The organism is Enterobacter sp. FW301-JW81, assembly GCF_058788735.1.
On the sequence record NZ_JBYTBA010000004.1, the window covers coordinates 368,820 to 384,145 of the forward strand.

Sequence of the window (15,326 nt, forward strand, 5' to 3'; positions counted from 1 at the left end):
CATCAGACAGCTAAATTTTAAAAAGGATTTCCCACATGACCATCAACCTGAAAAACCGCAACTTCCTCAAGCTGCTGGACTACACCCCGGCAGAGATCCAGTACCTGATCGACCTCGCCATCGAGCTGAAAGCGGCCAAAAAAGCCGGGCGCGAAAAGCAAACCCTGGTCGGGAAAAACATCGCCCTGATTTTTGAAAAAACCTCCACCCGCACCCGCTGCGCCTTTGAAGTGGGCGCGTTTGACCAGGGCGCGCAGGTGACCTACCTCGGCCCAAGCGGCTCGCAGATCGGCCATAAAGAGTCGATGAAAGACACCGCCCGCGTGCTGGGCCGCATGTATGACGGCATCGAATATCGCGGCTACGGCCAGGCCATCGTCGAAGAGCTGGGCGAATACGCGGGCGTACCGGTGTGGAACGGCCTGACCGACGAGTTCCACCCCACCCAAATCCTCGCCGACCTGATGACCATGCTGGAACACGCGCCGGGCAAAACCCTGCCGGAGCTGAGCTTTGCCTATCTCGGCGACGCGCGTAACAACATGGGCAACTCGCTGATGGTCGGCGCGGCCAAAATGGGGATGGATATCCGCCTCGTCGCACCGAAATCCTTCTGGCCGGAAGCGGGTCTGGTTGAGCAGTGCCGCGCCATCGCCAAAGAGACGGGCGCGCGTATCACGCTGACCGACGACGTTGAAGAAGGCGTGCGGGGGACCGATTTCCTCTACACCGACGTGTGGGTCTCCATGGGCGAGCCGAAGGAGGCCTGGGCCGAGCGCGTCAGCCTGATGAAGCCGTATCAGATTAACGCGCAGGTGATGAAAGCCACCGGCAACCCGAACGTCAAGTTCATGCACTGCCTGCCCGCGTTCCACAACGAGCACACCAAAGTGGGCCGCGAGATCGAGATGGCGTACGGCCTGAAGGGGCTGGAGGTGACGGAAGAGGTCTTTGAATCACCGAACTCCATCGTCTTCGACGAAGCAGAAAACCGCATGCACACCATTAAAGCGGTCATGGTGGCGACACTCGGCGACTAATCACCGCCCGGCGCGCCGCGGGGTGCGCCGGGTTAAGGAGAACATCATGGGCAAGTTCAAGTTTCCCTCCGCTTACACCATTCTCTTCTTTCTGATCGCCGTCGTCGCAGCGCTGAGCTGGGTTGTCCCGGCCGGTCAGTACCATATGGCAATGAACGAGGCGCTCGGCAAAGAAGTGCCGGTTGCCGGAACCTACGCGCACGTGGCGGCGCATCCGCAGGGGCTGGTTTCCGTCCTGATGGCGCCGATTGCCGGGCTGTACGATCCGGAATCCGGCCAGGCCGGGGCGATCGACGTGGCGCTGTTTATCCTGATCATCGGGGGATTTCTCGGGATCGTCACCAAAACCGGGGCAATTGACGCCGGGATCGAGCGCGTCACCACCCGGCTGCGCGGCCGCGAGGAGTGGATGATCCCGATCCTGATGGCGCTGTTTGCCGCAGGCGGCACGATTTACGGTATGGCCGAAGAGTCTCTGCCGTTCTACACCCTGCTGGTGCCGGTAATGCTGGCCGCGCGGTTCGACCCGGTGGTCGCCGCCTCCACCGTGCTGCTTGGCGCGGGGATCGGCACGCTCGGTTCCACCATCAACCCGTTTGCCACGGTGATCGCCGCCAACTCCGCGGGGATCCCCTTCACCAACGGTATCGCCCTGCGCGTGGCGCTGCTGGTCATCGGCTGGGTCATCTGCGTGGCGTGGGTGATGCGTTACGCCCGTAAGGTGCGTCAGGATCCGTCGCTGTCGATCGTTGCGGATAAGCAGGAGGAGAACCGCGCCCACTTCCTCGGCAGCAGGGGCGAGCAGTCGCTGGAATTTACCCCGGTGCGCAAAATCATCCTCGTGATTTTCGCCCTCGCCTTCGCGGTGATGATCTACGGCGTGGCGGTGCTGGGCTGGTGGATGGCGGAGATCTCGGCGGTGTTTCTCGCCAGCGCGATTATCGTCGGCCTGATTGCCCGCATGAGCGAAGAAGAGCTGACGTCGACGTTTATCAACGGCGCGCGAGATTTGCTGGGCGTCGCGCTGATTATCGGCATCGCGCGCGGTATCGTAGTCATCATGGATAAGGGCATGATTACCCACACCATTTTGCACAGCGCGGAAGGGCTGGTCAGCGGGTTGTCCACGGTGGCGTTTATCAACGTGATGTACTGGCTGGAGGTCGTGCTGTCGTTTCTTGTGCCTTCTTCGTCCGGCCTGGCCGTTCTGACGATGCCGATCATGGCACCGCTTGCCGATTTCGCTAACGTCAACCGCGACCTGGTGGTCACGGCTTACCAGTCGGCGTCCGGCATCGTTAACCTGGTCACTCCCACCTCAGCCGTCGTGATGGGCGGTCTGGCTATCGCCCGGGTGCCCTATGTGCGCTACCTGAAATGGGTTGCGCCGCTGCTGGGGATATTAACGGTAGTGATTATGGTGGCGTTAAGCCTGGGGGCGTTGATGTAATTTGCCGGATGGCGCTGCGCTTATCCGGCCTACGGATCGGTGCGGTGTCACCGGTTATTTCGGGAACTGATATGGGAAACATGATGGATTACGAAGAGTACTCTCCCAAAGAACAACTGCAGCTCACGGTGTGCAAGCGTCTGATCGCCGAAAAGGGGTATCTTTCGCAGGAAGAGATCCGCCGCGACCTGCAGGAGAGAGGGTTTGACAGCATCAGCCAGTCGACCGTTTCGCGTCTGCTGAAGTTGCTCGGAGTCATAAAAATTCGAAATGCCAAAGGGCTAAAAATTTATTCGTTGAATCCTCAGCTGCGCCCTGCCCCCGACGCCGCGCGCACTGTTTCTGAAATGGTGGTGAGCGTCGAGCATAATAGCGAGTTTATCCTTGTGCATACCGTCGCCGGATATGGCCGCGCGGTGGCGCGTATTCTGGATTATCACCAGTTACCGGAAATTTTAGGCGTGGTGGCCGGCAGCAGTATCGTCTGGGTCGCTCCCCGGGTGGTGAAGCGTACCGCGCTGGTGCATAAGCAAATTAATTATTTACTCAGAACGAATTAATATTCATAAAGAACCGTTTGCATTGAGTAAAGCGTGCATTAAATCGCTTGATCCGAAAAGCGAGCTGCGTATAATGCCCGACAATTTGCCGGGAGGAAGCATGGTCAAGCGTGTTCGACATAACGTTTTACCGCGTCTGAAATCAGACGCTGGCCTGCCGTTTTTCTTCCCGTTGCTAAACCTATTCCCAGAGCCCCTCATTTGAGGGGCTTTTTTTTGCCCGGCGTCAGGAGATAAACATGAATCCGCTTTATCAAAAACACATCATTTCCATAAACGACCTCAGCCGCGAAGAGCTGGAACTGGTTCTGGAAACCGCGGCAAAACTGAAGGCCAATCCGCAACCGGAGCTGCTGAAGCACAAGGTGATTGCGAGCTGCTTCTTCGAAGCGTCGACCCGCACCCGCCTCTCCTTTGAAACCTCCATGCACCGCCTGGGCGCGAGCGTGGTGGGCTTCTCGGACAGCAGCAACACGTCGCTGGGTAAAAAAGGCGAAACCCTGGCGGATACCATTTCAGTCATCAGCACCTACGTCGACGCGATTGTGATGCGTCACCCGCAGGAGGGCGCGGCGCGCCTGGCAACCGAGTTTTCCGGCGGCATTCCGGTGCTGAACGCCGGTGACGGTGCCAACCAGCATCCGACGCAGACCCTGCTGGATCTGTTCACCATTCAGGAGACCCAGGGCACGCTCGAGAACCTGAACATCGCCATGGTCGGTGACCTGAAGTACGGCCGCACCGTCCACTCCCTGACCCAGGCGCTGGCGAAATTTAACGGCAACCGCTTCTTCTTCATCGCGCCTGACGCGCTGGCGATGCCGCAGTACATTCTCGACATGCTGGACGAAAAAGGCATTCAGTGGAGCCTGCACGCCAGCATCGAAGAGGTCGTGGGCAACGTGGATATTCTGTACATGACCCGCGTGCAGAAAGAGCGCCTGGACCCGTCCGAATACGCCAACGTGAAGGCGCAGTTCGTGCTGCGCGCCAACGACCTTGAGGGCGCGCGCGACAACATGAAGGTCCTGCACCCGCTGCCGCGCATCGATGAGATCGCCACAGACGTGGATAAAACGCCGCACGCCTGGTACTTCCAGCAGGCCGGAAACGGCATCTTCGCCCGCCAGGCGTTACTGGCACTGGTTCTGAATCGCGACTTAGCTCTGTAAGGGGAAACGACCATGACACACGATAACAAACTCCAGGTTGAAGCCATCAAGCGTGGCACCGTGATTGACCACATCCCTGCGCAGGTGGGCTTTAAGCTGCTGACGCTGTTCAAACTGACCGAAACCGACCAGCGCATCACCATCGGCCTGAACCTGCCGTCAGGGGAAATGGGCCGCAAGGATCTGATCAAAATTGAGAACACCTTCCTGACCGACGAGCAGGTTAACCAGCTGTCGCTGTACGCACCGGACGCCACCGTCAACCGCATCGACGAGTATGAAGTGGTCGGCAAATCCCGTCCGAGCCTGCCGGAGCGCATTGAGAGCGTGCTGGTCTGCCCGAACAGCAACTGCATCAGCCACGCTGAGCCAGTATCCTCCAGCTTTGCAGTGAAAAAACGCGCCGATGACATCGCACTCAAATGCAAATACTGCGAAAAAGAGTTTTCTCATTATGTGGTGCTGGCCAACTAATTGAGGTTGGTAATGAAATCCCGGCTGTTATAATGGCCGGGAACATTCTTAACGCTGTAATTCTGGAGAAAACATGAGCAAAGTACTCGCGACGGAAAATGCACCTGCGGCTATCGGCCCCTACGTTCAGGGCGTTGATCTGGGCAGCATGATCATCACTTCAGGTCAGATCCCGGTGAACCCGAAAACCGGTGAAGTACCGGCAGACGTGGCGGCACAGGCGCGTCAGTCGCTGGAAAACGTGCAGGCGATCGTGGAATCCGCAGGCCTGAAAGTGGGCGATATCGTGAAAACCACCGTTTTCGTGAAAGATCTGAACGATTTCGCGACCGTTAACGCCACCTACGAAGCGTTCTTCACCGAGCACAATGCCACCTTCCCGGCGCGCTCCTGTGTGGAAGTGGCCCGTCTGCCAAAAGACGTGAAAATTGAAATCGAAGCGATTGCCGTACGTCGCTAATTCGCTTTGTCGACGATAAGGCAGCCTGGGGCTGCCTTTTTTTATGGCCCGCTACTGATTCCGCGTGGCGCGAAGTAGCGTCTCCAGCGGATACACCGCCGCAATGACCACCTCGTCCTGCACCTTCGCCGCGTTATCCAGCTCGCCCTGAATCGACGCGATCTCTTTATCATCCAGCGTGCCCTGACGCGCCACCAGGTCGGTGAGCCGCAGGCCAATCGAGGCCAGCTTATCCACTTCCTGAATCACCGGCTTCATCGCCTTCAGTTGATAGCTGTTTTCGCTTAGCGCCAGCGCGTCGCTGGTGTTGCTCTGCCAGCGGTTAAAGACGTGGCGCAGCGCGTCGGCGCTTTCCGTGTCTTCCGCGTCGCTCACCAGACGGTCGGCCCATTTGTTCATCTGCCGCACCGTGGCGCTTTCGGCGTTCAGCGCATCCGCGAAGCGGTTGAGCGGTTCGAACTGATGATAATTTCCCGCCTGGAACTTGAGGTGCTGACGGGTGTAATACTGCGCGGGCTCCACCGCCTGCGCGAGGATCTGCAGCGGCAGGGTATCGGCATTGTTCGCCAACCGCGTGAACTGCACCTGCTGCTGGGTATGCTGCTGCAGCCCGACCGACACCGTCGACCAGCTGTCCATCGCCTGCAGGCGGGTGTACATGTTGTCGACATCGTTGACGTCCTTCGCTGACCACAGCCGTTCCGCCACCGCAAAGGCGCGCGGCCACAGGCGGATATCCAGCACTGGTGCCACCACGTTTTCCGCCCACAGCGCGGCTTCTCCGCCGAGCAGGTTGGCCTGATTCGCCACTTCCGGCACGACCGGTGGAATGCCTTTCGGCACCTCGTCCAGGCGCGTGCCGCTAATTGGATACCGGGCATTACCCACCAGGAAGTAGCCGCTCAGCTTATCGTTATCGACGGAGACCACCGGCCGCGTTTCGCCCATCCAGGTATCGACGGTAAACGTGACCTGATTGTCGTCACGCCATTCAATATCCTGCACCGCGCGGCGAGATTTCCCGGCAAAATCAATAAATCCACGCCAGCCGGCATCCCCTTTCACCAGCGTGAAGCTCCCCTCAACCGGCTTGCCCTTCAGGCGAGGCATGGTGAAGGCCCAGCTCTGGACGCTGTCGGTGTCTGCAATCACATCCACGCCGTTTAAGCCCTGCGGCACGATTTCATTCCGGTAGTGGTAAGCGGTAGATTGCGGTTGGTCGAGATAGAAGCCCGTCGAGAGGATCCCCTTGTAGCCGTTCTGCGCCACCAGCCCCAGCGCATCCTGCCCCTGCCAGGACTGGATCAGAATGCTTTTCGGCAGATCGGGATGGTAGATCTCGTCCCAGCCGACCATCTGCCGGTGGTGTTTCTCGAGGATCGTCTCCAGCTTGCGGTTGAAATACGCCTGCAGCGCGTGGCTGTCCGAGAGCTTGTTATCGCGCATGAATTTTTGGATCGCCGCATTCTCTTTCCACTGGCTGTCGTCCACCTCATCGCCGCCAATATGCAGATACGGATCGGGGAAGATCGCCGCCAGTTCGCTGACCATCGCCTCGGCGAAGGCGTAGGTTGCGTCTTTTGTCGGATCCAGCACCGGCTTCAGCACGCCCCAGTGGCGCTCCATCTGATACAGCCCTAGCGCGCTCATCAGCTCAGGATAGGCCACGGCAAGCGCCGAGGCGTGGCCCGGCATGTCGATCTCCGGCACTACGCGGATGCCGCGCTCGGTAGCGTAACGCACGACCTCGCGCATCTGTTCCGGCGTGTAGAACAGCCCGTCGCTGGCAAGCTGCGTCAGCTTAGGGTAACGCTTCGAGCTGAAGCGCCAGCCCTGATCGTCTGTCAGGTGCCAGTGCAGCACGTTCAGCTTGGCGGCGGCCATGCCGTCAATCTGGCGCTTGATGTCCGGCAGCGGGATAAAGTGGCGCGCCGAGTCCAGCAGCAGCCCGCGCCACGGGAAGCGCGGGGAATCTTCAATGGTGACCCACGGCAGCGAGGTGTTTTCCGCGCCGTTCTGCATCAGCTGGAGCAGGGTTTCCATGGCGCGCAGCGCGCCGAAGCGGGTGTTGGCGGAGATATCGACGCCGTTGGCGTCCACCGTGAGCTTATAGCTTTCGTCGCTGTCCGGCAGCGGCTGCGGCTTCACCTTTTTGGCGATAGCAATGCGGATGGTCGATTTGTCTGGCTTTTCAGCCTGCGGCTGCAGCGTCCAGCCGGTTTGCAGGGCAATGCGCTGGCGCAGGCGGTTGACCGCGTCGCCCAGATCGTCGCCGCTGACGCTAATGGATACGTTGTTGCTGAGCACCAGCGCGCCCTGGGTGGTTGGGCGTTCAACCTTCGCAGGCCAGGGCATTAAGGGGAGATCGCCTGCCGGAGCGGCAAACGCCGACGCACCGAGCATCAGCCCGGCGGTTAAGAGACTGTACCGTAACATGAATGTTCCTTATCTGACGGGCCAAATAAAGGCAAAACATTCTGTTAACATGCGCTCAATTTGTCGTCAAGCGATTGAGCCGACGGAGATCACAGGTTGTTGAATTTGAGAGGAAAGCTATTGCCCGGTGGCGCTGCGCTTACCGGGCCTACGTTTCGTGAGTAGGCCGGGTAAGGCGAAGCCGCCACCCGGCAAACATAACTTACTGCCACCCATACCGACGCGCATAGAACCCTTTCACCATCTGCGTCAGCACCATATAACCAGCGAGGATCGCCACCAGCCACGGGAAGTAGCTCAGCGGCAGCGCCTGCAGCTGCAGGTAGCTCGCCAGCGGGGAGAACGGCAGCGCGATGCCGAGCGCCATCACAATCCCCGTCATCACAATCAGCGGGCACGCGGCGCGGCTCTGGATGAACGGAATGCGGCGGGTGCGGATCATATGCACAATCAGCGTCTGCGACAGCAGACCTACCACGAACCAGCCGGACTGGAACAGGGTCTGGTGTTCTGGGGTGTTGGCGTGGAACACAAACCACATCAGGCAGAAGGTGAGAATGTCGAAGATGGAGCTGATCGGCCCAAAGAACAGCATAAAACGACCGAGATCCGCCGGGTTCCAGTGCTGCGGCTTCTGGATCTGCTCGTCGTCCACGTTATCAAACGGGATCGCCACCTGAGACACGTCGTACATCAGGTTCTGGATCAGCAGATGCAGCGGCAGCATCGGCAGGAACGGCAGGAACGCGCTTGCCACCAGCACGCTGAAGACGTTACCGAAGTTGGAGCTGGCGGTCATCTTGATGTACTTGAGCATGTTGGCGAAGGTGCGACGCCCTTCGATCACGCCCTCCTCCAGCACCATCAGGCTCTTTTCCAGCAGGATGATATCCGCCGCTTCGCGGGCGATATCAACCGCGCCGTCCACGGAGATGCCGATATCCGCCGCACGCAGTGCGGGCGCATCGTTGATGCCGTCGCCCATAAAGCCCACCACGTGCCCTTCGCGCTTGAGCAGGGTGACAATGCGCTCTTTGTGCATCGGCGTCAGGCGGGCAAACAGCGTGGTGCGCTGGGCAAGCCTAGCCAGCTCGTCATCGGAGAGGTGCTCAATATCGCTTCCCACCACCACGTCTCCCGCGTCCAGCCCCACCTCATGGCACACTTTGGCCGCCACCAGCTCGCTGTCGCCGGTGAGGATTTTCACCGTGATGCCGCTCGCCTTTAGCGCCTTCAGCGCCGGCGCAGTGGTCTCTTTCGGCGGATCGAGGAAGGCGATGTAACCCTCGAGGATCAGATCGGATTCGTCGATACGCTGATAGTCCCCTTCACGCGCGGGCAGGCACTTGCTCGCCACCGCCACCACGCGCAGCCCCTGACGGTTCAGGTTATCGGTGACGCGCTTGATGCGGCGCAGCATGGTGTCGTCCAGCGGCACGATGTCGCCGTTATAGCGCACCTGCGTCGACACGTTGAGGATCTCCTGCAGCGCCCCTTTGCAGATCAGTTGGTGGACGTCCTGCTGCTCGCTTACCACCACCGACATGCGGCGGCGCTCGAAGTCGAACGGGATCTCATCCACCTTCTGCCAGCGGCCGGAGAGCGTGCGGGCTGACTCTTCATCCACCCCTTCCAGCACCGCGACGTCGAGCAGGTTTTTCAGCCCGGTCTGGTAATGGCTGTTCAGCCACGCGCTGTGCAGGACGCGCTCGCTGGTTTTGCCGGAAATGTCGGTGTGGTTCTCCAGCACGATTTTGTCCTGCGTCAGCGTGCCGGTTTTATCGGTGCACAGGATGTCCATCGCGCCAAAGTTTTGAATAGCGTCGAGGTGTTTAACGATCACTTTCTGTTTAGAGAGCTTCACCGCCCCGCGCGCCAGCGTGGAGGTGACGATCATCGGCAGCATTTCCGGCGTCAGGCCGACGGCCACGGAGAGCGCAAACAGGGCCGCTTCCCACCAGTCGCCTTTGGTGTAGCCGTTGATCAGCAGCACGATCGGGGTCATCACCATCATAAAGCGGATCAGCAGCATGCTGACGCGGCCAATGCCTTTCTGGAAGGCGTTCGGCTCGCTCTCCTGCTCGCTGACGCGCCCGGCAAGCTGGCCAAACCAGGTGTTGCCCCCGGTGGCGGTGACAATCGCCTGCGCGGTGCCGCTGACCACCGTGGTGCCCATAAAGCACAGGGTGTCGCACTCGAGAGGGTTCATCTGCTGCGGGTCACGGCTGCGCGCCACCTTTTCAACGGGCAGGGATTCCCCGGTCAGCGAGGCCTGGGCCACGAACAGATCGCGTGCCTGAATGATGCGTAAATCCGCCGGGATCATATCTCCCGCCGCCAGCTTCACCAGATCGCCCGGCACCAGCTGGTCTATGGGCAGTTCGACCCACGCGTTTTCACCGAGATCGTTGATCACGCGCGAGACGGTCGCGGTGTTGCTGACCATCGCCTTCAGGGCGTCCGCCGCTTTGGTGGAGCGGGCCTCCTGAATAAAGTTCAGCAGCGTGGAAATGCCCACCATCAGGGCAATCACCCCTGCGGCAAACAGATCTTCCGTCGCGTAGGAGATGAGGCCGAGCACGGTCAGCAGCAGGTTGAACGGGTTACGGTAGCAGAGCCAGAGATGCACCCACCACGGAGACGGCTTTTGCGCCGGGATCTGGTTATCGCCGTGCACGGCGCGGATTTTTTCCACTTCTGAAGCGTTCAGCCCTTCCGGGTGTCCGCCGAACGCGCGCCAGACTTCGTTTTCATCCATCGCCGCCACGTTCAGGCAGCGCTCGGTCAGGGACGCGGGGATCGCGGCGCCCGCCACGTTTTTGCCATTGGGCAGCGGGTCGCGTTGAACAAGACGGTGTGGCAGGTGGCGGCTCAGCAGCGCCTGCAACTGCCGGGTGATATTTTTAAACATAGTCATTCCTCCGCATCCGCAAGCGCGGACGCAGCATTTCCTTCAGGCGTGGCAAGGCCGTACCTGAGAGGCACTCAATTTTTCAAGCAGGAACGTTTATGACGTTGCTGCCTCACATCACCGGTGAGTCAGCAACAGGCTGGCTTACCGGAAAGAACGCATTCTCCCGTTCAGGAGAGGTGTGGGATCGGGATCCATAAAGCCTCCGGTAAGTAAAAAGTAGGGTGTCGCCGCGCAGTATAAGGATTTAAGCGTACCCTTTGTGGCGATTCGGGCGGTATTATACCCCCCTGCAAATAAACCGAACGTAAACCAGACTTTGCCCATAGCGAAATCGCGCTATAGCATTAGGCTCAATTCACTACATCGTCGTTGTTACAGGGAATACAGCATGCAGAACCGCCTAACGATTAAAGACATCGCGCGTTTAAGCGGCGTGGGGAAATCGACCGTCTCACGCGTGCTGAACAACGAAAGCGGCGTCAGCGAACGCACCCGCGAACGCGTCGAGGCGGTCATGAACCAGCACGGCTTTTCCCCTTCCCGCTCCGCGCGCGCCATGCGCGGGCAGAGCGACAAAGTGGTCGCGATCATTGTCTCGCGTCTGGATTCGCTCTCCGAGAATCTCGCCGTCCAGACCATGCTGCCCGCCTTCTACGAGCAGGGCTATGACCCGATCATGATGGAGAGCCAGTTCTCTGTGCAGCTGGTTGAAGAGCATCTGGGTATGCTCAAGCGGCGCAACATTGACGGCGTGGTGCTGTTTGGCTTTACCGGCATAAAAGACGAAATGCTGAAACCCTGGCAGCCGTCGCTGGTGCTGCTGGCGCGCGATGCCCACGGTTTCGCGTCCGTCTGCTATGACGATGAAGGCGCCATCGTAACCCTGATGCAGCGCCTGTACGAGCAAGGCCATCGCCACATCAGCTTCCTCGGCGTTCCCCATGCGGACGTCACCACCGGCAAGCGCCGCCATGAAGCCTATCTGGCGTTTTGCAAACAGCACAACCTCTCCGCCGTGGCCTCCCTGCCGGGGCTGGGCATGAAGCAGGGCTACGAGCAGGCCGCCAGCGTTCTGACGCCGCAGACCACCGCGCTGGTGTGCGCCACGGATACCCTGGCGCTGGGCGCGAGCAAATATATCCAGGAGCAGCGCATCGATAACCTGCAGGTGGCGAGCGTCGGCAGCACGCCGCTGATGAAGTTCCTGCACCCGGAAATTATCACCGTCGATCCGGGCTACGCCGAGTCCGGCAGGCAGGCCGCCGCGCAGCTGATCGAGCAGATCAACGGGCGCGCTGAGCCGCGTCAGATCGTTATTCCCGCCCACCTTTCTTAAGCCCCGCTCAACGGTTTATTGTGATCTTCGCCCGATTTCGGGAACGTTCCCATTTTCGCCGTCACGCTGAAGGAGTAGGCTTGCGCTCAGGTCATTACACCCCTCCCATCTGTCATGAGGTTTCATGATGAGTAAAGTCAAACAAGCAGATATCGATCGGCTGATCGTCCTGGTCGGCGGCCGCGAGAACATCGCCACCGTCAGCCATTGCATTACCCGCCTGCGCTTCGTGCTGAACGACCCGGCCAAAGCCAATCCGAAGGCGATTGAAGAACTTTCCATGGTAAAAGGCTGCTTCACCAACGCCGGTCAGTTCCAGGTCGTTATCGGTACCGAAGTGGGCGATTACTATCAGGCTCTGCTGGCGACAACCGGGCACTCTTCCGCTGATAAAGAGCAGGCGAAGAAGGCCGCGCGCCAGAATATGAAATGGCATGAGCAGCTGATTTCCCACTTTGCGGAGATCTTCTTCCCGCTACTGCCGGCGCTGATCAGCGGGGGCTTAATCTTAGGCTTCCGTAACGTCATCGGCGATGTTCCGATGAGCGACGGCAAAACCCTGGCGCAGATGTACCCGGCGCTGCAAAGCATCTATGACTTCCTGTGGCTGATTGGCGAAGCGATCTTCTTCTACCTGCCGGTGGGGATTTGCTGGTCCGCGGTGCGCAAAATGGGCGGCACGCCGATTCTGGGTATCGTGCTGGGCGTCACGCTGGTCTCTCCACAGTTAATGAACGCTTACTTACTTGGTCAGCAGGTGCCTGAGGTGTGGAACTTCGGCCTGTTTACCATCGCTAAGGTGGGCTATCAGGCGCAGGTGATCCCGGCACTTCTGGCCGGTCTGGCGCTGGGCTTTATTGAAACGCGCCTGAAGCGCATCGTGCCGGATTACCTCTATCTGGTGGTGGTGCCGGTCTGCTCGCTGATCCTGGCGGTGTTCCTGGCGCACGCCTTTATCGGTCCGTTTGGCCGCATGATCGGCGACGGCGTGGCCTTCGCGGTGCGTCACCTGATGACCGGCAGCTTCGCGCCGATCGGCGCCGCGCTGTTCGGCTTCCTGTACGCCCCGCTGGTGATCACCGGCGTTCACCAGACCACGCTGGCGATTGATATGCAGATGATCCAAAGCCTCGGCGGCACGCCGGTCTGGCCGATTATCGCGCTGTCTAACATTGCGCAGGCATCGGCGGTGACCGGCATCATCATCGTTAGCCGCAAGCATAACGAGCGTGAAATCTCCGTTCCGGCAGCCATCTCCGCCTACCTCGGCGTCACCGAACCGGCGATGTACGGCATCAACCTGAAATACCGCTTCCCGATGCTCTGCGCGATGATCGGTTCCGGTCTGGCGGGCCTGCTGTGTGGCCTGAACGGCGTGATGGCAAACGGGATTGGCGTCGGCGGGCTGCCGGGCATCCTCTCCATCCAGCCCGCGTTCTGGCAGGTGTTTGCGCTGGCGATGGCGGTAGCGATTATCGTCCCAATGGCGCTCACCACCGTGGTTTACCAGCGTAAGTTCCGTCAGGGCACGCTGCAGATTGTTTAACGTCTTCTTTCGGGGCGCAGTTGCGCCCCTTCGCATTTGCAGGAACGTACTATGAATACTCTTCCTCACTGGTGGCAAAACGGCGTCATCTATCAGATCTATCCCAAGAGCTTCCAGGACACCACGGGCAGCGGCACCGGCGATCTGCGCGGCGTGACGCAGCGTCTGGACTACCTGAAAACCCTCGGCATTGACGCCATCTGGCTGACGCCGTTCTATATCTCCCCGCAGGTGGATAATGGCTACGACGTGGCGAATTACACCGCCATTGACCCGGCCTACGGCACGCTGGATGACTTCGACGAGCTGGTTGCCGGGGCGCACGCGCGCGGCATTCGCATCGTGCTGGATATGGTGTTTAACCACACCTCCACGCAGCACGCCTGGTTCCGCGAATCGCTGAACAAATCGAGCCCGTACCGCCAGTTCTACATCTGGCGCGACGGCACGCCGGAGCAGCTTCCCAACAACTGGCGCTCCAAGTTTGGCGGCAACGCCTGGCGCTGGCACGCCGAGAGCGAGCAGTACTATCTGCACCTGTTTGCGCCGGAGCAGGCGGACCTCAACTGGGAGAACCCGGAGGTGCGCGCCGAGCTGAAAAAAGTGTGCGAGTTCTGGGCCGATCGCGGCGTGGACGGCTTGCGTCTGGACGTGATTAACCTGATTTCAAAAGATCAGGATTTCCCGGACGACAACATCGGAGACGGCCGCCGCTTCTATACCGACGGGCCGCGCATCCACGAATATCTGCAGGAGATGAGCCGCGACGTCTTCACCCCACGCAACCTGATGACGGTAGGCGAGATGTCCTCGACCTCGCTGGAGAACTGCCAGCAGTACGCGTCGCTCGACGGCAGCGAGCTGTCGATGACCTTTAACTTCCATCATCTGAAGGTGGACTACCCCGGCGGCGAAAAGTGGACGAAGGCGAAGCCGGACTTCGTCGCGCTGAAAACCCTCTTCCGCCACTGGCAGCAGGGGATGCACAATAAAGCCTGGAACGCGCTGTTCTGGTGTAACCACGATCAGCCGCGCATCGTATCGCGCTTTGGTGACGAAGGGGAACACCGCGTGGCTGCGGCAAAGATGCTCGGCATGGTGCTGCACGGCATGCAGGGTACGCCGTATATCTATCAGGGCGAAGAGCTGGGCATGACCAACCCGCACTTCAGCCGCATCACCGATTACCGCGACGTGGAAAGCCTGAACATGTTCGCGGAACTGCGGGCCAACGGCCGCGAGCCGGACGAGCTACTGGCGATTCTGGCGAGTAAGTCCCGCGATAATGGACGCACGCCGATGCAGTGGGACGCGTCGCACAATGCGGGTTTTAGCGAGGGCGAGCCGTGGATTGGCGTCTGCGACAACTACGAAACCGTGAACGCCCGCGCGGCACTCGATGACCCGGATTCGGTGTTTTACACCTACCAGTCGCTGATTAGCCTGCGCAAAACCCTGCCGGTGCTGACGTGGGGGGATTATGAGGATTTACTGCCTGACCACCCTTCCCTGTGGTGCTATCGCCGCCGGTGGCAGGGGCAGACGCTGATAGTGATGGCGAACCTGAGCGATAAGCCTCATGAATGGACGAATGACCTCCTGAGCGGCGAGTGGCAGACGGTGATGAGCAACTATCCGTCGCCAAATAAAACGACGCTGCGTCCGTTTGAAGCCGTCTGGTGGCTACAGGCGTAATAGCTTTACCGGGCGCACCCGTTGCGCCCGGCTTACTTTACTGTTTTTGTTGAATAATTAATCAGATTTTTCCTTCCCGGATTTACAATCGCTACAGCGCCCGCCGTTTGTACTCTCGTCTTTTTACTTTGTTCTGAATCAAATAAATCGCAAACATGTTTGATGCAAATCACTATATGTAGCACTTAAAATGCACGCCGACCCAACATCTTGTATTAATCGTCTACTATTCCAACAACAAGA

General features: G+C 59.5%; 12 protein-coding genes and 1 pseudogene. 10 read left to right on the plus strand and 3 right to left on the minus strand.

What is annotated here, in order from left to right; translation table 11 throughout:
* Positions 1-35 precede the first annotated feature (35 nt).
* The 3 genes from argF (at position 36) to AC3WOK_RS15160 (ending at position 3,050) form a co-directional block, all read left to right on the plus strand.
* Positions 36-1,040: an ornithine carbamoyltransferase gene (argF, locus tag AC3WOK_RS15150; RefSeq protein WP_032651476.1), complete on the plus strand. Its 1,005-nt coding sequence runs from the start codon at positions 36-38 to the stop codon at positions 1,038-1,040.
* A 46-nt stretch (positions 1,041-1,086) separates the two neighbouring features.
* Positions 1,087-2,490 carry a YfcC family protein gene (locus AC3WOK_RS15155; protein WP_492354761.1) on the plus strand — a complete coding sequence of 468 codons (1,404 nt, stop codon included), beginning with the start codon at positions 1,087-1,089 and terminating at the stop codon, positions 2,488-2,490.
* An 80-nt stretch (positions 2,491-2,570) separates the two neighbouring features.
* Positions 2,571-3,050, plus strand: a complete 480-nt coding sequence (locus AC3WOK_RS15160; protein ID WP_059311914.1) for an arginine repressor — start codon at positions 2,571-2,573, stop codon at positions 3,048-3,050.
* 3 nt (positions 3,051-3,053) lie between these two features.
* Here the strand turns inward: AC3WOK_RS15160 and AC3WOK_RS15165 are convergent.
* Positions 3,054-3,171, minus strand: a pseudogene (locus tag AC3WOK_RS15165) (hypothetical protein).
* On the opposite strand from AC3WOK_RS15165, the gene AC3WOK_RS15170 reads away from it, so the two are divergent.
* From AC3WOK_RS15170 to ridA, 4 genes are all read left to right on the plus strand, one after another.
* A complete protein-coding gene (locus AC3WOK_RS15170) occupies positions 3,151-3,255 on the plus strand; it encodes a pyrBI operon leader peptide (protein WP_022646880.1) in 105 nt (34 codons plus the stop codon). The pseudogene AC3WOK_RS15165 and the gene AC3WOK_RS15170 overlap by 21 nt on opposite strands.
* Before the next feature lie 34 nt (positions 3,256-3,289).
* Positions 3,290-4,222 carry an aspartate carbamoyltransferase gene (gene pyrB, locus AC3WOK_RS15175; protein ID WP_492354762.1) on the plus strand — a complete coding sequence of 311 codons (933 nt, stop codon included), beginning with the start codon at positions 3,290-3,292 and terminating at the stop codon, positions 4,220-4,222.
* Between the two features lie 12 nt (positions 4,223-4,234).
* The gene (gene pyrI, locus AC3WOK_RS15180; protein ID WP_028016502.1) at positions 4,235-4,696 is read left to right on the plus strand and encodes an aspartate carbamoyltransferase regulatory subunit; all 462 of its coding nucleotides are present in this window, start codon (positions 4,235-4,237) and stop codon (positions 4,694-4,696) included.
* Between the two features lie 73 nt (positions 4,697-4,769).
* Positions 4,770-5,156, plus strand: coding sequence for a 2-iminobutanoate/2-iminopropanoate deaminase (ridA, locus tag AC3WOK_RS15185; RefSeq protein ID WP_003863373.1), 387 nt, complete (start codon positions 4,770-4,772; stop codon positions 5,154-5,156).
* A 51-nt stretch (positions 5,157-5,207) separates the two neighbouring features.
* Here the strand turns inward: ridA and AC3WOK_RS15190 are convergent, their stop codons facing one another.
* Together AC3WOK_RS15190 and mgtA are read right to left on the minus strand one after the other, a co-directional pair.
* On the minus strand, positions 5,208-7,592 hold the full coding sequence (locus tag AC3WOK_RS15190; protein ID WP_492354763.1) for a beta-N-acetylhexosaminidase: 2,385 nt from the start codon (positions 7,590-7,592) through the stop codon (positions 5,208-5,210).
* Between the two features lie 202 nt (positions 7,593-7,794).
* Positions 7,795-10,503 carry a magnesium-translocating P-type ATPase gene (gene mgtA, locus AC3WOK_RS15195; RefSeq protein WP_492354764.1) on the minus strand — a complete coding sequence of 903 codons (2,709 nt, stop codon included), beginning with the start codon at positions 10,501-10,503 and terminating at the stop codon, positions 7,795-7,797.
* A 391-nt stretch (positions 10,504-10,894) separates the two neighbouring features.
* Here mgtA and treR point away from each other — a divergent pair, with 391 nt between their 5' ends.
* The 3 genes from treR to treC all read left to right on the plus strand — a co-directional run bounded on the left by treR (position 10,895) and on the right by treC (position 15,083).
* On the plus strand, positions 10,895-11,842 hold the full coding sequence (gene treR / locus AC3WOK_RS15200; RefSeq protein WP_447855008.1) for a trehalose operon repressor TreR: 948 nt from the start codon (positions 10,895-10,897) through the stop codon (positions 11,840-11,842).
* A gap of 127 nt (positions 11,843-11,969) precedes the next feature.
* Positions 11,970-13,388, plus strand: coding sequence for a PTS trehalose transporter subunit IIBC (treB, locus tag AC3WOK_RS15205; RefSeq protein WP_047346434.1), 1,419 nt, complete (start codon positions 11,970-11,972; stop codon positions 13,386-13,388).
* A 51-nt stretch (positions 13,389-13,439) separates the two neighbouring features.
* On the plus strand, positions 13,440-15,083 hold the full coding sequence (gene treC, locus AC3WOK_RS15210; RefSeq protein ID WP_492354765.1) for an alpha,alpha-phosphotrehalase: 1,644 nt from the start codon (positions 13,440-13,442) through the stop codon (positions 15,081-15,083).
* Positions 15,084-15,326 lie beyond the last annotated feature (243 nt).